This is a genomic window from Exiguobacterium sp. EA-TM-5 (assembly GCF_053878415.1).
Map to the genome: position 1 here is coordinate 2,646,803 of NZ_CM132670.1, position 19,173 is coordinate 2,665,975.

Annotated in this window: 27 protein-coding genes; 5 read left to right on the forward strand and 22 right to left on the reverse strand. The window is 46.3% G+C overall.

Annotation, left to right across the window (positions count from 1 at the left end):
* Nucleotides 1-70 precede the first annotated feature (70 nt).
* The 6 genes from nusB to aroQ form a co-directional block, all read right to left on the reverse strand.
* Nucleotides 71-475 carry a transcription antitermination factor NusB gene (nusB, locus tag ACV3PA_RS13950; RefSeq protein WP_023467580.1) on the reverse strand — a complete coding sequence of 135 codons (405 nt, stop codon included), beginning with the start codon at nt 473-475 and terminating at the stop codon, nt 71-73.
* Nucleotides 476-595: 120 nt separating this feature from the next.
* Nucleotides 596-1,948 carry an acetyl-CoA carboxylase biotin carboxylase subunit gene (gene accC, locus ACV3PA_RS13955; protein WP_053452803.1) on the reverse strand — a complete coding sequence of 451 codons (1,353 nt, stop codon included), beginning with the start codon at nt 1,946-1,948 and terminating at the stop codon, nt 596-598.
* Nucleotides 1,949-1,964: 16 nt separating this feature from the next.
* Entirely contained in the window at nt 1,965-2,414 is a 450-nt protein-coding gene (gene accB / locus ACV3PA_RS13960) for an acetyl-CoA carboxylase biotin carboxyl carrier protein (RefSeq protein ID WP_053452802.1), read from the reverse strand.
* 168 nt (nt 2,415-2,582) lie between these two features.
* A complete protein-coding gene (gene efp, locus ACV3PA_RS13965; RefSeq protein WP_023467577.1) occupies nt 2,583-3,149 on the reverse strand; it encodes an elongation factor P in 567 nt (188 codons plus the stop codon).
* 34 nt (nt 3,150-3,183) lie between these two features.
* On the reverse strand, nt 3,184-4,248 hold the full coding sequence (locus tag ACV3PA_RS13970; RefSeq protein WP_035409103.1) for a M24 family metallopeptidase: 1,065 nt from the start codon (nt 4,246-4,248) through the stop codon (nt 3,184-3,186).
* 14 nt (nt 4,249-4,262) lie between these two features.
* Nucleotides 4,263-4,691, reverse strand: coding sequence for a type II 3-dehydroquinate dehydratase (gene aroQ / locus ACV3PA_RS13975; RefSeq protein WP_456125103.1), 429 nt, complete (start codon nt 4,689-4,691; stop codon nt 4,263-4,265).
* A 155-nt stretch (nt 4,692-4,846) separates the two neighbouring features.
* Between aroQ and ACV3PA_RS13980 the strand changes: the two genes are divergently transcribed.
* Nucleotides 4,847-5,779: a DUF1385 domain-containing protein gene (locus ACV3PA_RS13980; protein ID WP_053452800.1), complete on the forward strand. Its 933-nt coding sequence runs from the start codon at nt 4,847-4,849 to the stop codon at nt 5,777-5,779.
* Between the two features lie 20 nt (nt 5,780-5,799).
* On the forward strand, nt 5,800-6,201 hold the full coding sequence (locus ACV3PA_RS13985) for an SA1362 family protein (RefSeq protein WP_053452799.1): 402 nt from the start codon (nt 5,800-5,802) through the stop codon (nt 6,199-6,201).
* A 58-nt stretch (nt 6,202-6,259) separates the two neighbouring features.
* On the opposite strand, the gene hpt is transcribed toward ACV3PA_RS13985, so the two are convergent.
* The 3 genes from hpt to ACV3PA_RS14000 form a co-directional block, all read right to left on the reverse strand.
* The gene (gene hpt, locus ACV3PA_RS13990) at nt 6,260-6,787 is read right to left on the reverse strand and encodes a hypoxanthine phosphoribosyltransferase (RefSeq protein ID WP_053452798.1); all 528 of its coding nucleotides are present in this window, start codon (nt 6,785-6,787) and stop codon (nt 6,260-6,262) included.
* Between the two features lie 148 nt (nt 6,788-6,935).
* A complete protein-coding gene (gene mntR / locus ACV3PA_RS13995) occupies nt 6,936-7,358 on the reverse strand; it encodes a transcriptional regulator MntR (RefSeq protein WP_035398709.1) in 423 nt (140 codons plus the stop codon).
* Nucleotides 7,359-7,382: 24 nt separating this feature from the next.
* Entirely contained in the window at nt 7,383-8,213 is an 831-nt protein-coding gene (locus tag ACV3PA_RS14000; RefSeq protein ID WP_456125104.1) for a lipoate--protein ligase family protein, read from the reverse strand.
* A 138-nt stretch (nt 8,214-8,351) separates the two neighbouring features.
* Here ACV3PA_RS14000 and ACV3PA_RS14005 point away from each other — a divergent pair, with 138 nt between their 5' ends.
* Entirely contained in the window at nt 8,352-8,732 is a 381-nt protein-coding gene (locus ACV3PA_RS14005; protein ID WP_035409116.1) for a rhodanese-like domain-containing protein, read from the forward strand.
* 66 nt (nt 8,733-8,798) lie between these two features.
* Here ACV3PA_RS14005 and gcvPB read toward each other — a convergent pair whose 3' ends face one another.
* The 12 genes from gcvPB to ACV3PA_RS14065 all read right to left on the reverse strand — a co-directional run bounded on the left by gcvPB (nt 8,799) and on the right by ACV3PA_RS14065 (nt 17,602).
* Entirely contained in the window at nt 8,799-10,268 is a 1,470-nt protein-coding gene (gcvPB, locus tag ACV3PA_RS14010) for an aminomethyl-transferring glycine dehydrogenase subunit GcvPB (RefSeq protein ID WP_053452797.1), read from the reverse strand.
* Nucleotides 10,261-11,607, reverse strand: coding sequence for an aminomethyl-transferring glycine dehydrogenase subunit GcvPA (gene gcvPA, locus ACV3PA_RS14015; protein ID WP_053452796.1), 1,347 nt, complete (start codon nt 11,605-11,607; stop codon nt 10,261-10,263). Before gcvPA ends, gcvPB begins: the two co-directional genes overlap by 8 nt.
* 13 nt (nt 11,608-11,620) lie before the next feature.
* On the reverse strand, nt 11,621-12,703 hold the full coding sequence (gene gcvT / locus ACV3PA_RS14020) for a glycine cleavage system aminomethyltransferase GcvT (RefSeq protein WP_456125105.1): 1,083 nt from the start codon (nt 12,701-12,703) through the stop codon (nt 11,621-11,623).
* 184 nt (nt 12,704-12,887) lie between these two features.
* Nucleotides 12,888-13,202, reverse strand: coding sequence for a hypothetical protein (locus ACV3PA_RS14025; RefSeq protein WP_053452794.1), 315 nt, complete (start codon nt 13,200-13,202; stop codon nt 12,888-12,890).
* A complete protein-coding gene (locus ACV3PA_RS14030) occupies nt 13,199-13,684 on the reverse strand; it encodes a shikimate kinase (protein WP_053452793.1) in 486 nt (161 codons plus the stop codon). The genes ACV3PA_RS14025 and ACV3PA_RS14030 overlap by 4 nt, the downstream gene beginning before the upstream one ends.
* The gene (locus ACV3PA_RS14035) at nt 13,677-13,910 is read right to left on the reverse strand and encodes a hypothetical protein (RefSeq protein WP_456125106.1); all 234 of its coding nucleotides are present in this window, start codon (nt 13,908-13,910) and stop codon (nt 13,677-13,679) included. The genes ACV3PA_RS14030 and ACV3PA_RS14035 overlap by 8 nt, the downstream gene beginning before the upstream one ends.
* 35 nt (nt 13,911-13,945) lie before the next feature.
* A complete protein-coding gene (locus tag ACV3PA_RS14040) occupies nt 13,946-14,374 on the reverse strand; it encodes a hypothetical protein (RefSeq protein ID WP_456125107.1) in 429 nt (142 codons plus the stop codon).
* 222 nt (nt 14,375-14,596) lie between these two features.
* Nucleotides 14,597-15,058: a prepilin-type N-terminal cleavage/methylation domain-containing protein gene (locus ACV3PA_RS14045; protein ID WP_456125108.1), complete on the reverse strand. Its 462-nt coding sequence runs from the start codon at nt 15,056-15,058 to the stop codon at nt 14,597-14,599.
* Nucleotides 15,027-15,338, reverse strand: coding sequence for a competence type IV pilus major pilin ComGC (locus tag ACV3PA_RS14050; protein WP_023467559.1), 312 nt, complete (start codon nt 15,336-15,338; stop codon nt 15,027-15,029). The genes ACV3PA_RS14045 and ACV3PA_RS14050 overlap by 32 nt, the downstream gene beginning before the upstream one ends.
* A 17-nt stretch (nt 15,339-15,355) precedes the next feature.
* The gene (locus ACV3PA_RS14055) at nt 15,356-16,297 is read right to left on the reverse strand and encodes a type II secretion system F family protein (RefSeq protein WP_456125109.1); all 942 of its coding nucleotides are present in this window, start codon (nt 16,295-16,297) and stop codon (nt 15,356-15,358) included.
* 14 nt (nt 16,298-16,311) lie between these two features.
* On the reverse strand, nt 16,312-17,154 hold the full coding sequence (locus ACV3PA_RS14060) for an ATPase, T2SS/T4P/T4SS family (protein WP_456125110.1): 843 nt from the start codon (nt 17,152-17,154) through the stop codon (nt 16,312-16,314).
* Between the two features lie 61 nt (nt 17,155-17,215).
* A complete protein-coding gene (locus ACV3PA_RS14065) occupies nt 17,216-17,602 on the reverse strand; it encodes a Spx/MgsR family RNA polymerase-binding regulatory protein (protein ID WP_035409130.1) in 387 nt (128 codons plus the stop codon).
* Nucleotides 17,603-17,826: 224 nt separating this feature from the next.
* Here ACV3PA_RS14065 and ACV3PA_RS14070 point away from each other — a divergent pair, with 224 nt between their 5' ends.
* Nucleotides 17,827-18,090, forward strand: coding sequence for a DUF2626 family protein (locus ACV3PA_RS14070; protein WP_023467555.1), 264 nt, complete (start codon nt 17,827-17,829; stop codon nt 18,088-18,090).
* 40 nt (nt 18,091-18,130) lie between these two features.
* On the opposite strand, the gene ACV3PA_RS14075 is transcribed toward ACV3PA_RS14070, so the two are convergent.
* Nucleotides 18,131-18,748 (reverse strand): MBL fold metallo-hydrolase, encoded by a 618-nt coding sequence (locus ACV3PA_RS14075; RefSeq protein WP_053452788.1) that lies wholly within the window; start codon nt 18,746-18,748, stop codon nt 18,131-18,133.
* Between the two features lie 168 nt (nt 18,749-18,916).
* Here ACV3PA_RS14075 and ACV3PA_RS14080 point away from each other — a divergent pair, with 168 nt between their 5' ends.
* Nucleotides 18,917-19,096 (forward strand): DUF2759 domain-containing protein, encoded by a 180-nt coding sequence (locus ACV3PA_RS14080; RefSeq protein WP_023467553.1) that lies wholly within the window; start codon nt 18,917-18,919, stop codon nt 19,094-19,096.
* Nucleotides 19,097-19,173: the final 77 nt, after the last annotated feature.

Genomic DNA, 19,173 nt, shown 5'->3' on the forward strand with positions numbered 1-19,173 from the left:
ATTTGTCCACTCCCCCAAAAAGTTCGATTCACTCTTCTGTCTGTTTGTCTCTATTCGGTTTTACATCGGTTTATGAGTTTTCTTTGACGACGCCTTGTGCAACTTTACCGAGAACACCGTTGACGATTTTCGTTGCTTCTTCGTCTGCGAACGCTTTCGTCAATTCGATAGCTTCGTTAATCGTCACTCGAACAGGAATGTTCGTTTCAAACAATAATTCGTAAACGGCTAAACGAAGAATCGTCCGCTCGATGTTTCCGAGTCGTTCGAACGACCAATTCACGAGTGCTTCGCGAATGTGTTGATCAATCGTTGCTTTGTTTGTTTCGACGCCGTTCACCAATTGCTCGACGAATGTGTCGTATTCCTTACCTTCTACCGCGAATTCAATGGCCTCTTGTGCAGTTAGATCCGAGAGTTCCATTTGGAACAAAGATTGGACTGCGAGTTCGCGTGCCATGTGTCGTTTCATCATGATTTTGCGTGCTCCTTTTTTTGTCGTTCTCAATCAGTTAGTTTAGCACATTCCTCTTTTAAAAAACATAGAGAACGCCAAAAAAAGACGGGAGTTCGTCACACAAACTCCCGTCCTGATTCAGTTTACGATCGTACCTTTTAACTCACGCTCAGCGAATTTCGTCGTGAATGTACCACGACGGAATACCGGGTGACTTAAGACACGTTCATGGAACGGAATCGTTGTTTTAACACCTTCGATCCAAAATTCAGCTAATGCCCGCTCCATCTTCGCACATGCTTCTTCACGTGTTTCCGCATGAACGATCAACTTTGCGACCATCGAATCATAATACGGCGGAATCATATAACCTGGATAGACCGCACTATCGATTCGCACGCCCATGCCACCTGGTGTCACGTATTGTGTGACGCGTCCAGCAGACGGACGGAAGTCATGGTCTGGATCCTCGGCATTGATGCGGCATTCGATCGAATGACCATGGAATTTGATATCCTTTTGTTTGACGGCAAGTGGATGGTCAAGCGCGACTTGCAGTTGTGCTTGAACAAGGTCGAAGCCTGTGATCATTTCCGTTACCGGGTGCTCGACTTGAATCCGTGTATTCATCTCCATGAAGAAGAACTCTTCCGTCTCTTCGACGAAAATGAATTCAATCGTTCCAGCTCCCGTATACTGAATCGCTTGTGCGGCTTTAACGGCAGCCTCACCCATCTTCAGACGTGTCGCTTCACTGACTGCAGGCGATGGCGCTTCCTCGATCAGCTTCTGCATCCGGCGCTGAACCGTACAATCTCGTTCACCGAGGTGAATGACATTGCCGTGCCGGTCCGCAAGCACTTGTACTTCGACGTGGCGGAATTCTTCGATAAAACGTTCTAAGTACACATCACCGTTTCCGAAAGCTTGTTTTGCTTCACGGCGTGTCTCACTCAAGCCATTGATCAACTCTTCTTCCGAGCGGGCAACACGAATCCCTTTACCGCCACCACCAGCTGTCGCTTTGATGATGACCGGATAACCGATTTCTTGCGCGAGCGCGACCGCTTCTTCGTCCGTGACCGTTCCATCTGAACCCGGCACGACGGGTACTCCACACTCGATCATCGTCTTCTTCGCGACATCTTTTATCCCCATCTGACGGATCGCATCCGACGTCGGACCAACGAATTTGATCCCACACGCTTCACACATTTCGGCAAAGTCGACGTTCTCGGCTAAGAAACCATATCCTGGGTGAATCATCGTGACTTGACGGTTCGTCGCAATCGCGAGGATATTCGTAACGTTTAAGTAAGACGACGCAGAACTCGCTTCCCCGATACAATACGCCTCATCTGCTAAGCGAACATGTAGCGCTTCCTTATCTGCTGTCGAGTAGACAGCAACGGTCTGTATTCCAAGTTCCTTTGCCGCTCGAATGATGCGGACGGCAATTTCACCACGATTGGCAATCAATAATTTTTCCATGCTGTTCACCTCAGTTTTACGGACGGATCCGGAAGAGTGGTTGACCAAATTCAACGAGATCTCCATCGGCGACAAGAATCTCGACGACCGTTCCAGATACTTCCGAGTTTAAGTTGTTGAAGAGTTTCATTGCTTCAAGGACACAGATGACTTGACCGACTTCGATCCGATCCCCGACTTTGACGTATGCCGGTTTATCTGGATTCGGACGCGAATAGAACGTTCCGACCATTAACGCATTGATCGTGACTGTGTCGTCTGCGACGACTTCTTCTTCAACAGGTGCTGCTACTTGCTTTACAGGAGCAGGTGCTGCTACTGAAGAAGCTGGCGCTTGATGCGAAACCGTCACCGTCTCTCCTTGTTTCTTCAACTTTAATTTATACGTATCCGTCTCGAGTGAGAGTTCGTTTACACTCGACTGATCGAGCATTTCGAGTACTTGTTTCAACTGATCGATTTTCATCTGTCATTCTTCCCCCATCTATGCTGTATTCACAATTATTATACCAGGTGCTAATGCCTACTCAAATACTTATATTAACTGGTCATACCATTGGATGCAAGTCATGCTGGATGAAAAAAGACGCCTCTCGACCTGATAGAAGGTGAGAGACGTCTTGTCGTTTCAATATTATCCGTTGTAACGACCTGTGAAATCACCTGTACGTGTATCAACCGTTACTTTTTCGCCTGCTTCAATGAAGAGTGGCACTTGAATGATGTGTCCTGTTTCTACAGTCGCATTTTTCTTAACGTTCGAAGCTGTATCACCTTTTACGCCAGGCTCTGCTTCAACGATCGTCATGACGACTGTGTTCGGTAATTCAAGACCGAGGATTTCGCCGTTGTAAACTGCAATCTGAACTTCCATGTTTTCAAGCAAGTATGGAAGAGCTGCTTCGACTTGTGCTGTCGTCAATTCCAACTGCTCATAAGATTCTGTATCCATGAAGACGTATGTCTCACCCATTGGGTAGAGGTACTGCATCTTGTTACGCTCGATGTGCGCACGTTCAACACGCTCACCACCACGGAACGTCATCTCTTGGATGTTTCCGTTACGAATGTTACGCATTTTCGTCCGAACGAAAGCTGCTCCTTTACCCGGTTTAACATGTTGGAACTCAAGTACTTGCCAAATCATACCGTCTGAAGTCTTAATCGTTAATCCTGTTTTTAAATCGTTTACTGATACCATGAATGGTTCCTCCTAAAATGTCCCGTCACCCTACTTAGAGAGTGATCAGTTCTTTTGGTGAAGACGAAAGAATTTCTCGACCTGTTTCCGTGATCAAGACGTCATCTTCAATCCGGCATCCGCCGACTTGTGGCACATAGATGCCCGGTTCGACCGTAACGATCATGCCCGGTTCAAGTTTCGTCTCAGAACGGAAAGACAAGCCAGGTCCTTCATGTACTTCTAGACCGATGCCGTGTCCTGTCGAGTGACCGAAGTACTCGCCATATCCTGCTTCTTTGATGATATCACGTGTCAACGCGTCTGCTTCAATCCCTGTGATGCCTGGTTTTAAGCCATCGACACCCGCAAGTTGTGCTTGCAAGACCGTATCGTAGATCTTCTGCAATTCAGCGTTGATCGGACCGACTGCGACAGTCCGTGTGATATCTGAAACGTAACCGTTCAAGAGCGCCCCGAAATCAAGCGTCACGAGTTCACCCGTCGCAATGACCTTCGAACTGGCAACACCGTGCGGCAAGGCAGAACGATAGCCCGATGCAACGATCGTATCGAAAGAAGAAGACGTCGCTCCATGCTTACGCATGAAGAATTCTAGTTCATTTGATACTTCAAGTTCCGTCCGTCCTGGTTGAATGTACGTCAAGATGTGTTGGAAGGTCGCGTCTGCGAGCTCCACCGCTTCCTTAATCATCTTAATCTCTGATGAATCCTTAATCAAGCGTAGGTTTTCGATGATTCCCGTCGTTGGAACGAGTTCGATCGACGAAGCTTGATCGTACGCTTCAAAAGCACCAAGTGTCATCGCATCCTTTTCGACGCCAACCGCACGAACACGTGCCCCTGCCATCAACTCGCCCATCGTCTCTGGAATCGATCGTTCGATTTGGACGATCTCCATTCCTTTAACTTGATCTGCCGCTTGCTCCGTGTAACGGAAATCCGTCACGAAGTATGCTTGCTCTTCTGTTACGAGACATGCACCGCTTGAACCTGTGAAGCCTGAAATATAACGGATATTCTCTGCTTTCGTGACGAGTAATCCTGGAAGATCCCGTTCTTTTAATGCCGCTTGTAACGCTTCGATTCGTTGTTTCATGATTGATTTCCCCCTTATTCCGATTGTTGTAAAGCTTGGATCGCTTCCGTTGCCAGGCGATATCCGGTCATGCCGAGTCCAGCGATCACACCTCTGCAGACAGGTGCAATCATCGAATGATGCCGAAAAGATTCGCGTGCATGGACGTTCGATAGATGAACCTCGATGACGGGTGCTTCGATCGCAGCGATTGCGTCACGGAGAGCGATACTCGTATGCGTATAGGCAGCCGCATTCAAGACGATGCCGTCCGCCCCCCGTTCCTCATGAAGAACATCAATCAAACGTCCTTCATGGTTCGATTGTTCAAACCGAAACTGAATGTTCGGAAAATAAACGCGAAGATCGTGTTCTAAGTCGGCTAATGTCGCCGTTCCATATGTATCCGGTTCGCGTATTCCGAGTAAATTCAAGTTTGGTCCGTTTAATATCAAGACACGCAAAAAAACACCTCCTTGAATTCTTTTTTATTGTATCATAACCCGATTTCCGACTCCTAAAGATTACCTCGTTTTGACGAGTCGAACATAGTTTTTTTAGCGTAAATCAAGTACACTGACGATACACCTTATTTTATGAAGACGGGATGCGTTCTATTATGAAAACGACTAATCCGCCGGTCGGTGGTCAAGCCATCGTCGAAGGCGTCATGTTCCAAAATGCGACCCACGCAGTCTCTGCGATTCGTCGAAATGACGATTCAATCGAGACCTTTGCCCAGAAAAAACCGATTCGCCCACGAATCGCCAAAGGAAAACGAATTCCACTTCTACGCGGTCTCTTTGCTTTAATGGAGTCTTCTGCGAATGGCGCCAGTCATATGAACTTCGCAAGTGATCGATACGGCGTCAAACCGGGGGAGGAAGAGCCAGAAGAAACGACTGCTAGTCCCTTAACGAAATGGCTCGGCGTCGCCGTTGTCGGAATCCTATCATTTTTCTTCGGTAAGTTACTCTTCACACTATTACCTGCTTTCCTTGCATCACTGTTTGATGTATTTCCTGCCTTATCTGGACATGTCATTCAGAATGTCATCGAAGCAGCAATCAAGTTAACACTTTTGTTCAGTTATCTCTACGTAATTTCGTTGACCCCACTCGTCAAACGACTTTTTCAATACCATGGTGCCGAGCATAAAGTCATCAACTGTGTCGAGTCCGGACGTTCATTAACAGTCGAAAACGTCCGTATCAGTAGTCGACTTCATTATCGATGTGGATCGAGTTTCTTGATTTTCACCGTCATCGTCGGTTTTTTCGTCTACCTGATCGTTCCAACGGATCCTTTGTGGTTACGTCTCGTCTGCCGAATTGCTTTATTACCAGTCGTCATCGGTCTTTCGTTTGAAGTATTGCAACTAACAAATAAGGCACAGCACATCAAAGGACTTCGTGTCATTGCGTTGCCTGGTCTATGGTTACAGTACTTGACGACGAAAGAACCGGATGATTCACAAATTGAGGTTGCGATTTATGCGTTTGAAGCATTAGAAAAACAGGAACATAACCTACATGAGAATGCACTGGGTTAATCGATAACAGGGGTGATATTATGATCAGACAACGCATTGGTTCTACATTTGCACTCGTCGTGTTACTGTTCGCTTTTGTCGGCTTTGGATATAAACTCGTCAACAATCCAAGTAGTCTGTTTTCACAATTGCTGTTCTTCGGGATTACCGCCGGGATCATCTTCCTACTCTTTAAGTTCCTGACTCGTAATCGCAGCGTCGGAAATGGTACGAACGCGCAGTATCGTAAATCTGTCGCTCAATCAAAAAAAATGCATGGTACTTCGAATTCTGTTCGCCGGACAGACTTCAAGAAAAAACCGGTCAAGTCTTCGAAAGCACCCGCATCGAATAAAGTCAGACCGTTACGTGATCGTTCTAAAGCTCCTCATCTGACGGTCATCGAAGGTAAAAAAGGTAAAAAGAAAAAACGTGCTTTTTGATGATAAAAAGTATATTAAACAAGGAGGTTCGTCGCATATGACGAACCTCCTTGTGTTTTCACTCCGTTTCGACCCAGCCGATGTAAGGAAGATTACGATATTCCTCGGCACAATCAATCCCGTACCCGACAACGAAATAATCCGGAATCTCGAATCCGACGTAGTCCGCGACGAGCTCTACTTCCCGACGCGCCGGTTTATCGAGTAACGTACATACCTTCAGAACGCCTGGCTGATGCAATTTCATATGATCGCATAAGAAATGAAGTGTCCGTCCTGTATCGATGATGTCTTCAACAACAACGACATATTTTCCTTGAACATCGAGATCGAGATCCTTCTTCAATTGAACACGACCTGAAGAAACGGTCTTCGTCCCGTAAGAAGAACACGCGACCGTATCAATTTGGACGCTCCCTTTGATTTCGCGCATCAAATCTGCTGCAAAGACCATTGACCCCTTTAATACGACGACAAGAACGATTTGACGTCCAGCAGCATCTACTTCAATCTGTTGCGCTAATTCACGGACCTTTTCTTTCAGTTGTGACTCTGACACTAATTTTTCTTTTATCGTAATCTCCATGACTAGGTGCGAACACCCGCCACCCCCTTCGTCCATTTTCAGGCTCAGTATAGCACAACACCCTTAAAATGCGCACTTTATCATAAAATTGTAATAGAACGTTCGTGTTTGAGATATTTTTTATATAAAAGCAACTAAAAAACAAGCCTCAATCCTCTGGATGGGCTTGTTGATAGCGGTGCAATTCCTCTTTCAAACCAGGACGTTCAGCGAAGAACTGAATCATACCATTGATTTTATCCAACGCTTCGATACTAATGTGGTGTTCGATCCCTTCGACATCCTTATAGATCAGTTCTTCATCGACACCAACGAGACGAAGAAAATCTTCAAGTAAAGCGTGTCGCTCCACGAGACGCTTCCCGATTTTACGTCCCTTAGGGGTCAGCATCAGACCTCGATACTTTTCATACACGAGATACGTCTCACGATCGAGCTTTTGTACCATCTTCGTTACCGATGACGGGTGGACTCCTAACGACTCCGCAATATCCGATACACGAGCATATCCTTTGTCTTCGATCAATTTATAAATTTGTTCCAAATAATCTTCCATACTCGGAGTTGGCACGACATCACCTTCCCATTTCATTCATTAGCGTTTCCAATTCCACTCATAACTACGGTATTTCTCGGCAAGTCGCTCAATCTCCTGCCACTGTTCACTCGTGAACGTCAACGGAGCGAACGATAAGTCAAGAGCATCCTTAAACCCTTTCGTGAATGCCTCTCGCACTTCATCAAACGTAACAGCACGACCCGCTAGCTCGTTTAAGGCAACGGCTTTTCCAGAAAAACGGGCTTTCATCCGCTCGCGCGTCGACTCGTCTTCATACAAGAAACAGTCGAACAATTCGCCTTCATCAACAGAGAGTGGGACCGAACCGTGCTGTAAGACGACTCCTTGATGACGGACTTGTGCACTGCCAGCGACCTTCCGTTTTCCAACAGCTAGTTCGTAATACGATGCCGCATCAAAACAAACTGCCGATTTCGGTTTTCGCAACTCTTCTTTTTCTTCTTCCGTCAAGGGAACGGAAAACTCGACCGGAATACCGAGGTGATGGTATCCTTTTCGAATCCCTTCCGTCAACATCCGATAACTTTCGATGACCGTCCGTGGTAAACCTTCTGTATTCTCCGGGATGACGACACTATATGTCAACTCGTCTGCATGCAAGACAGCGCGTCCTCCCGTCATCCGGCGAACGATCGGAATGCCGAGTTCTGCAATTCGCTCGCGATCAATATCACGCGTGGCCCGTTGAAAATGACCAACACTTAATCCACGTGGTTCCCATGAATAAAAACGAAGCGTCGGTGCGATTTCTCCCCGCCCGACGAACTGAATCAATGCTTCATCAATTGCCATGTTCATTGCCGGCTCCATTGCAGCCGTCGTCAACACTTGCCACTCTCTGTTCACTTGAACACCCCCAAAACGTTTCCGTCTTAGTGTATCAAACCCATTCTCTGTCGCGCAATCACGAGTCGATTGCCGAAATCGATTTCGTTGACTATAATGAAACAGAGGTTAAACGAACGAAGGGGTTGGAAGTTGAATATGGAAACTGGAACTATCGTTACGATCGTATTATGGGTCGCGTTGATCGCCTACATCGCTTGGCGTTTCATGCCGGTCAAAGGCATCACGAAATTGTCACAAGAAGAATTCCGCGCAAACTACCGTAAGGCACAAATCGTCGATGTCCGTGAGACACAAGAATTCAAAGGTGGACACATCGTCGGCGCTCGGAACATCCCGGTCAGCCAAATGAAGATGCGCTCGAAAGAATTACGAAAAGACATGCCGATTTACTTGTATTGCCAAGGAAGCATGCGTTCTTCACAGGCTGCAAAAGTCTTGAAAAAAGCAGGCTATACGAATCTGTATCAGTTAAAAGGCGGATTCAAGCAATGGTCAGGAAAAATCAAACGGAGCTGACGCTTCGTTCATCGTAAAAAGAGGATTTCTCCTTCTTCGGAGAAATCCTCTTTTTCATGGAAAAGATTATGCGTGTACTTCTTGTTTTGGTTGATAACGTAAGACTGGCTTGCGCGCAGCAAGTGTCTCGTCCATCCGTTTAACGACCGTCGTGTGCGGTGCGTTTAAGACGACGTCTGGCGTCTCTTCGACCTCTTTTGCGATTTGGAGCATCGCATCACAGAAGGCATCGAGTGTTTCTTTCGACTCTGTTTCCGTCGGTTCGATCATGATACATTCCTCAACGTTCAACGGGAAGTAGATTGTTGGTGGATGGTATCCGAAGTCAAGCAGACGTTTTGCGATATCGAGCGTCCGAACCCCAAGTGCCTTCTGACGTTTACCCGACAAGACAAATTCGTGTTTACAGTAAACATCGTACGGAGCGTCAAACGCACCTTTGAGACGAGCCAACATATAGTTCGCATTCAAGACTGCTTCTTTGGATACACGAGCGAGTCCCGCGCCGCCCATCGTCCGAATGTAGCTATAGGCACGAACGTTGATGCCGAAGTTCCCATAGAACGGTTTGACGCGACCGATTGCTTCTGGGCGATCGTAATCAAGAACATAACGTTCTTCCTCTTTGCGGACGATTGGTTTTGGCAAGTACGGGATCAAATCTTGTTTGACACCGACTGGTCCTGATCCTGGTCCACCACCACCGTGTGGTCCGGTGAACGTCTTATGCAAGTTCAAGTGGACGACGTCAAAGCCCATATCTCCCGGACGTGCGATACCCATGATCGCGTTCGAGTTCGCACCATCATAGTACAGTTTTCCGCCCGCTTCGTGAACCGCTTTTGCGATTTCAACGATATCGGATTCGAACAGACCTAGTGTGTTCGGATTCGTCAACATGAGTGCCGCCGTATCTTCACCGACTTTTTTCTTTAAGTCCGCAAGATCAACAAGACCACGCTCGTCCGATAAGACCGTCACCGTATCAAAACCAGCGACCGATGCCGATGCCGGGTTCGTTCCGTGCGCCGAATCTGGTACGAGAACTTTCGTCCGTTTGAAATCACCACGCGCATGGTGGTAGGCCTTAATTAACATCAAACCGGTCCACTCGCCGTGCGCTCCCGCTGCCGGCTGAAGTGTTACTTCATCCATACCTGTAATGACAGCGAGTTTTTCTTGAAGATCATACATCAGACCAAGTGCACCTTGAACACTCTCGACCGGTTGGAGCGGATGAATGTGCGCAAACCCAGGGAGGCGCGCCATATCTTCATTAATTTTCGGGTTGTATTTCATCGTACATGAGCCGAGTGGGTAGAATCCAGAATCCACACCATGATTACGGTTTGAAAGCGCCGTATAGTGTCGGACGAGATCGAGTTCCGATACTTCTGGTAATGCCACGTCTTCTTGGCGTAACATCGAAGCCGGTAACAATTCTTCTACTGCCACTTCATCGACAGTCGGTAGCGGTAAGCTATAGGCGATGCGTCCCGGTTTCGAAATTTCAAAGATCAATGTTTGCTCATTCATGTGTGAGTCCCCCTAACGCTGTCACGAATTGATCCAACTCTTCTTTCGTCCGTAATTCCGTTGCACAAACGAGCATTTCGTTCTGACGCGTTGCGTCATAAGCACCTAGCGGTAGACCACCGATGATCCCGTGCTCGAGCAATTGCTGACTCGCACGTGTCGCATCGATTGGTAACGTGACGACGAATTCATTGAAGCTCGGTCCATCGTCGACGATCGTGAATCCAGCTTGCTTGAGCTTTTGTTTTAACGCATGCGCTGTTTGTAAGTTACGTGTCGCAAGTTCGCGCATTCCCCGTTTACCAAGTGCACTCATCGCAATCGAAGCCGCTAATGCGTTCAACGCTTGGTTCGAGCAGATGTTAGATGTCGCCTTATCGCGACGAATGTGTTGTTCACGTGCTTGTAACGTCAGAACAAAGCCACGTTTTCCGTTCTCATCGACCGTCTGTCCAACGAGACGACCTGGAATCTTACGCATCAACGCTTTTGTCGTCGTGAAATAACCACACGTCGGACCACCAAAACTTTGTGGAATCCCGAACGGCTGGCAATCTCCGATTGTGATATCCGCACCAAGTTTACCTGGCGCTTCTAAGATACCGAGCGCAAGTGGATTCGCAGAGACGATGAAGAGCGCACCGCGTGCATGAGTCGCATCTGCCAATGCTTGTAATTCTTCGACGCGTCCATAGAAGTTCGGATACTGGACGATGACACAAGCGACGTCTTCAATCGCATCCAGTTGATCGATTCGTGTCACACCTTGCTCTAGCGACAACGTCTCGACGTTTAGTCCAGGACCATTTGCATACGTCCGAACGACATCGTGCGCTTCCGGATGGACACCATCTGAAAGAACGATCGTTTTTTTCTTCGTATGAGCGCAAGCGAGCATCGCCGCTTCCGCTAACGCCGTGATACCGTCATACATCGACGAGTTTGCGACATCCATGCCTGTCAATTCACAAATCATCGATTGGAATTCAAAAATCGCTTGTAATTCCCCTTGCGAAATCTCTGGTTGATATGGTGTATAAGCCGTGTAGAACTCTGAACGAAGTAACATGTGGTTGACGACGGCTGGAGCATAGTGATCGTAGATGCCAGCGCCAAGGAACGATGGATATTGTTTCGTATTCATATTTTGGTCGGCAAGCTTCGAGAGCGTCCGAATCAAGTCTGTTTCCGGAAGTGGAATCCCGACTTCTTCCAATGTACCGTTATCACGGACGGATGCCGGGATATCAGCGAGTAAATCTTCGATCGACGCTGCACCGATCGTTTGTAACATCGCTTGCTCATCTTCTGCTGTCATTGGTAAATAACGAAAATCCATAGAAATATCCCCCTTATTTCGTGCGACGATAAAACGGTGTCGCTGTTCGTTTCGCTGCTAGACGTTTTCCGCGTACTTCCACTTCAAATTGCTCTTGTTCCGCTACTTCTGCTGGAACGAGTGCCCAAGCGATCGCTTTTCCGACTGTCGGTGGTAACGTACCCGTCGTCACGACACCCACGACTTCTCCGTCATGCCAAACCGGTGCATCTTGACGTGCAATCCCTTTATCGAGTAGTTCAAGACCAATCAATCGACGTGGTGCACCTTGTTCTTTTTGTTGTAACAAGACTTCAGAACCAACGAACGTTTTGACTTGTGGTTTGACGGCAAAGCCCATGCCAGCTTCGATTGGTGAAATCGTCGCTGATAACTCATGTCCATAAAGCGGAAGACATGCCTCAAAACGCAATGTATCGCGTGCCCCGAGTCCGCACGGTACGACATCTTGCTCAAGCAGTGCTTGCCAGACAGCAGGTGCGTCACCGGCTGCCATATAAAGTTCAAATCCGTCTTCGCCTGTATAACCGCTACGCGAGACGATCATTTCTACTCCAGCAACCGTTCCCCGTTGAAACTTGAAAAAACCGATCTCTGATAAGTCGAGTGACGTCATGCCGGAGAGAACTGCTTCCGCACGAGGTCCTTGGACAGCGATTTGACCGTATTGATCTGATTGATTATCAAGTGTGACGTCCCCTGATACATACTGACGTAAATGTTGTTCATCTTTTTCAATGTTCGAGGCATTGACGACGAGAAGATAGTCCGTTTCTGCTAAACGATATACGAGTAAATCATCGACCGTACCACCGTCTTCTTGACATAAGACGTTATATTGCGCTTGCCCCACCGCAATCTTCGAAATATCATTCGATAACGTGGCTTGTAAAAACGAAAGAGCATCTGGTCCGCTAACGAACAGTTCACCCATGTGCGAGACGTCGAACATACCGACGTTCTCCCTTACTGCAACGTGCTCTTCTTTAATCGAGGAAAACAAAACTGGCATTTCAAATCCCGCAAAATCCACCATCTTACCGGTTTGCGAAACCGTTTCGAATAACGGTGTTCTTTTCAATGTCGTTTGACTCATACAAATCCCCCTATTCACGAACGTTTTTACTCTCTCTTCTCTTTAATGTTCCATTTTCAAATCCATCTTACCAATTAAAATCATAATTATCTAGTATTATTCGGAAAAAGGAACATACGAAAAAGAGAGAAAGGACCCTGTCCCTTCTCTCCTATTGTTTCATATTCTTCCCATGAAAGCCATTTCAAAATTGTTTAATCCCGGCAGTTCGTTTGATTTCCTCTTGAAGTCGTCGACCTTCCGTAACCAACTGACTTGCTCCTTGCTTGACGCGATTTCCTTCTTCCGTAATTCGATTGATGTTTCCTTTGATTTGATCGATGCGATGCGTCGTATGATCAATGTTCGTTTGAAGTGTTTGCTGACGAATCGTAAAGCGTTCCATCAGTTGTTTTAACTGTCGAATGTCCTGAGACAACTTCTTTTTGTAGAGACTAAATCCAAATAGCACAAGTCCTACGATGGACAATAAAATAATACCTAACGTAATCCAAATCATGACTTCTCCTCCAATACAGTTTCAATCGCACGAGCGAGTTCATCGATTGATGCCGTTCCTTCGAGCCGAACAGTGGCTATCTCAGCATATAAAGAATAGCGACGTTCAAACAATTGTTTCACCTGTTCCCGTTCTGTCACGAGCGGACGATTCGGATCGGAAGCGATACGCTCCCAAATCAAATCAAATGGTGTATCGATCCAAATGATTGTTCCAGAATCTTTCATGAACGATCGGTTCTCCGGACGTTCAACGATCCCGCCGCCTGTGACAACGAGTTCCGCTTTGCTATTCTTCAACAATTCGCCTTCACGTGTACGGAATCCTGCTTCACCGTGCTCGACGAAATAAGCAGCAATCGTTTTTTCTTGTTCCCGCTCAAATCGTTCATCTAGTTCGTCGACCTCATATTGCGTACACAATCGACGTCCGACGGCTGATTTACCAGTTCCCATAAAGCCAATCAAATAAACCTTACTCATGTGTAACGACCGCCTCAATTCTTTGACCATTCTCTAATCTCGCTTCCATTTTAAAGCCTTTATCGGTCACTGTACAGCTGACTTGCCCGATTGGATAGCGAAGAGTCTCCTCCTTCGTACAATCTACTTTCGCTGCACGAACGAGTGACTCAAGTTGGAGTGCTTCTTGTTCTAACTGATGGTGACGTATCTCTTCATCGATCTGCTGACAAGAAATCAAGATCACGATACCCATTCCTAAAAGCAACAATAAGGTTTGAATTAAGATGAATCCTTCTTGACGCACCGGAAAGAACGTCTGTTGTCGTTTAACTGAATCGAGATGATCTCGGCATTTCCTGTCACCATGTAGTGTTTGACGTCGCGGGCGTATGTCAGTTCACCTCCCTGTTCTTTCTTGAGGCGTAATTGATCTTGTACGCGAACGAGACGCCATTTTTCAGCTGCCTCTCCTGGATTGACGTCCATCCCGCGGATTTCGTCTCCAACGCGCTCACACATTGTACTTCGCCACATCAGTCGTTCTACTGTATGAAAGAACAATTCTTCATTCATCCGATTGACTTCCGGCGGACGGACGAGTGGTGTCAACGTCAAAATCGCTAACAGAAGAAGTGGACTGAGCCAGAGGACGAATGACAATTCGAGGAGGGTCATTCCGGATTCCGCTCGCAAGACACATCGTTTCATTACACCACGCTCCTTGCTTCAGAACATATGACACGGATCGATTTTCGACTTGATCCGTTGCCATCTGTTCCAGTTGCTCCGTCTCGCGTTCCCATTTCATCTGTTTTGCTCGTAAATCGAGATAAGGGTCAATCGCTACCATCAAGAAGGTACCGATTGCAACGATGGAAAGAATCGTCTCAAGCAAAGAAAATCCATCTTCTTGCGTAAAGTTCACGACCATTACCTCACTTTCCGAATCGCCATTTGATAGTTCCCAAGTAAAAACTTAATCTCGTATTCAGCTGTCGCCGAACGACAAGACCAGGTTGCTGCATAGATTGAGTGATAACTTTTAAAATAGATGATCCGATTCGAAGGTGGGACTGTACACGTATGACCATTTTGAAACGTCCGTTGCCATAACAGTCGATCATCCGCTAGGACAAGGTAACCCGTGCCATCACCTCGAATTCGAAACTGCATTAATGATTGATCCTCTTTCGAGTACTGCATGAGCCGGAGCGTTTGAATATCTTGTTCCATTAAACGTACCTCTTGTTCGAGTGGGATCCAGTCCGGACGCTTCTCAAACAGTGCCGGTAACAATAAAACAAGTAAACAAGCAATGATCGTCAGCACCGCCGTCATCTCGAGTAGCGTAAACCCTTTCTCACTTCGTAAGTTCGCCGGTCTTCGGATCATAGGTGTACGTCTCCTGATCACAGACAAGGGCATTTGGTTTATCAGCGGTTCCGCGATTGATCGTCTGGAGCGATTCCGGATACTTCTTCTCTTTGGCATAGTAAAGGTTTACCTCCGACCGAATGACCCGAATGTTCGCTTCGCAACTGACACCTTTGGCTTGATCTTTCCCGCTCGTCATCGTCGGAATCAAGACGAGCAGTAACAATGAGATGATCAGTAAGACAGCTGCCATTTCAAGTAAGGTGAATCCATCTTGTCGTTTTAAGAATTGTTTCATCATATCGTCTCCTCTGTCTAAAATGGAAGCTGCTGAATCGCTAGCTGAATCGGATAATACAAGATGAGAAACAACGTTCCGGTCATGATCGTTAATCCGCCGTATAAAATCGGCTCAATCCACAGCAATTTCTTCTCCAGTTCTTCTTCCATTGCTTCATGTAAGAGTGTCGCTTGTTCAAGTAACAATGGACCAAGATCACCACTTTCTCGCGCCAAATGGACGATCCCAATCGTCTCAGCTTCGATGATTTCATCTTCACCAAGCGCTTCTGCAAGTGGCTCTCCTGCTTGCTGTTTAGCATGCAAACGCGCATACAGATGACCTTTTTTATTCGCTTGTCCTTGCTCGAGGTGACGAAATGTCTCTTCGAGTGAGAAACCAGCATCAATGAATGAGCCCACTTCGATTGTAAATAAATAGCTGTAATACAGACGAATCAAGCGCTGTAGTGGTTTGAGTCGTAAAATACGGGTCAATGGGAAGAGACGGAAAAAGAGGTAGCTAGAGGTTAACAAAAGAACAGGAATACTTGCGAGAACATATTTTGCTGAGGGATGAAGAAGGAGATGAAGAAAAGAGGGGAGGGTTTTTGGATCCGACATCTCGAGGAGAGACGGGAATACATAGAGGGCGTAAAAGAAGAACAGGAGGAATAAACTGGTCGCTAAAACAAGCGGATAGCGGATCATCTTCCAAAATTTTGACCGCATTTCTGTTTCGAGATCGAGTAATTTCACGATTTGACGAAGAACAAGCAACGGTCGTTCCGTCTTTTCTCCGACAAACAGGAGGCGTTTTAGTGCATTTGTTAAAGCAAGTGGTTCAAGTGACGCTGCGAAGGAGTCTCCTTTTTCAAGACGTCGCTCCATTTCCCCGACCACCTCAGAGAACGGATGACGCTCAAATCGTTTCAGAATGAGCAACGTTTCTTTTGCCGAGATGCCTTTTGATAACAAGCGATGATATCGCTTTAAGAACCGACTTTGATCGCGGCTTGTAAGTTTCTGACGGTACAGCGTACATCCTCTCCTTTCCGTTCGAGATGGATGATTCGTTGACAGACAGCTAGTTCTGACTCTTCAATACCTAAACTACGTAATCGTAATCGCGCCTCGTCAATACTTCCTGCGTGTAACGTAAACAACACGACGTGCCCACTGAGTGCGGCATTGATCGTCAAACGCGCTGCTTCCCTCGTCCGCACTTCACCAAAAGCAATCCAGTCCGGATCCGCCCGTAATATTTCTTCAAAACATCGCGTAGCAGTAAACCCAGCCTTTTCATTTAGTTCCAGTTGTAAGACATTCGGTACCGTACATTCCACTGGATCTTCAATCGAGATGATTCGTTTTTCATCCATTGCATGCATTAAGGAGTATAACATCGTCGTTTTCCCAGCTCCTGTTGATCCCGAGATGATGATACAGCCATGTCGCTGGTCTGCTAACCAGTCGAAATCGAGCTGGTCATGTAGCGTCCGTAATGCCAACTCTCGCGAAACCGTCGATCGATAAAAACGCCACGACATCGCATCTCCCTGTCGACTCGGCAACAAAGAGACGCGCATTCCCTTTTTCCCATGCGGATACAAACCACTTTGCGGAATTCGTTCATTTTGTTCTTTTAAGTTCGCTTCATACCGAACATGACTGACGAGCGTTCGGTAAAGTGTGAGTTCGACATCTTCTTGTTCACATAGTCCGTCGTTCGTTCGACAAACAATCCGGACGCACGCTTCGTTCGGTACGAAATGAACATCTGTTGCACCAAGCATTTCGAATCGTTCCATGAGATCTGTCGTCCATTCCTTCACTCCGATTCACCTCCTACAACACACAATACACAAAAAAAAGAAGCCGACCAAATCGGCTTCTTTAGGATACGTGTGCAATTGTCCGATGTTTACGCTTCGCCAATGTCTCAAGACCTGGTTTATCGTAACCGATAACAAGTTGTTTTCCATCAGTGATGATTGGGCGGCGTAACAATTTCGGATTGTCACTCATGAGGCGTAATAACTCACTAAGTTTCATGTCTTCAATATCAATACCGAGGTCTTTAAAAGCTTGGCTGCGTGTTGCGAGCAAACTTTCAATCCCATCCGTCGATAATTTCAACAGTTCCATGAGTTCATCAACTGTTGGAGCATTTCTGAACAGATGACGTTCCTCTACATCAACATGTTCCTCTTTTAACCATGATTTCGTTTTACGACATGATGTACAACTTGGATATGTGAAAAAGACTAGTTCATTCGCCATTTTTGCTCCTCCTCTCAAAGTGTGGGGTTTCATTACAGTTACTATAGCATGCTATTTTGACTTTGTACACCTTTTGTACAACTATTGTACAACTTTTTTTGAAACTTCATCTTTTGTTCACAGTTATTCCTTAACAATCACTAGAACAGGATAGACGGATGATTGTTTGCTTGGTAAAATAAGTACGTATATTGACTATCTGTCGGATTTAGGGGGTTATAGGAATGGGGAGAATGTACCGCGTACTCGGTTTCTGGACTGGTATTATCGCAGTCATGGCATTTATCGGCGCATTGGGTGGCGATGCAAGCTCAAGTGAGCATACGGATTCATTTTTAGTCATGGGCTTTGTCTTCTTGGCACAAACCGTCTTTTTTGCAGCGCTTGGTTACTTGCGCTTAACTGAAAAAACGTATGTCTACATCTTTGGAGCTTACTTAACTGTATTTTTCATCGTCTTTACGTACTGGTCGAATTTCCAGATGTAATCAAAAAAACTCGTCATCCTTTTGGATGGCGAGTTTTCTATTATAGGAATGGATTAGATTTCATTTCCTGACGAATCGTCGTACTCGGACCGTGCCCCGGATAAACCGTTGTATCTGCCGGTAGTTCAGCAATGATTCGATCAAGTGAACGCATCAACACATCCTGATCCCCACCATAAAGATCCGTCCGCCCTACTCCTTGCTGGAATAAGAGATCTCCACCGAACGCAATCCGCTCTCCTTTGAAGTAGAACGTCACACTTCCTGGTGAATGACCAGGCGTCTCTAATACATGCATCGAAAAGCTACCAATTGTCAATCGTCCTGGTTGCAACATTTGGTCTGCTGGTTTCATCCGCATTGGTGGCATACCGAATTTTGCTGAACCATTCCATTCTGGATTACCAAGCCAGCCTGCTTCTTCCGTATGAACATAAACCGGTGCTTTTGTAAAACGCCGTAACATATCGACACCTCCGATATGGTCAAAATGGGCATGCGTCAACAAGATTCCTTTTAAAGATGCTCCTCGACTTTCAATTTCATCAAAAAAACGCATATCCTCTGTCCCAGGATCAATAACGAGACATTCTTTGTCCTTAAACAATAAATAACCATTTTCAGATGCCATACCGGAAGTGATCATTACGATTTCCATTCTATAAAACCCCTTTACAATAGTCTCTTCCCCTACTATACACGAAATTGTCGAAAGTTCCTGCAACGCCCTCTCGACTTTATCCCGCGAGTCGGATAAACTAAAAAGTGAGATTTAAGTGAAATCTTCGTGAAATTCATAACGTGATTGTTTAAGGGGGAGTACGTCATGCATTTGGATCAACCAATCGGTTGGCTTTTCTTCTTCGTCGCACTCGTCGGCGTTTGGGCCGTCGTTCGTTCACTTAAGAAACGCCAAATGTTTCCACTCGTATTCGCAGGCCTAACTGTCGTCTTATTCGGCTGGTTCGGGATTGCGACATTGATTTACGGCGGTATTCCATCGTAATCAGCATACGCTAAAAAGAGAGGTGCCTCGTGCATCTCTCTTTTTATTTGTCTTTCTACAAAAAAAAAACGAATCCA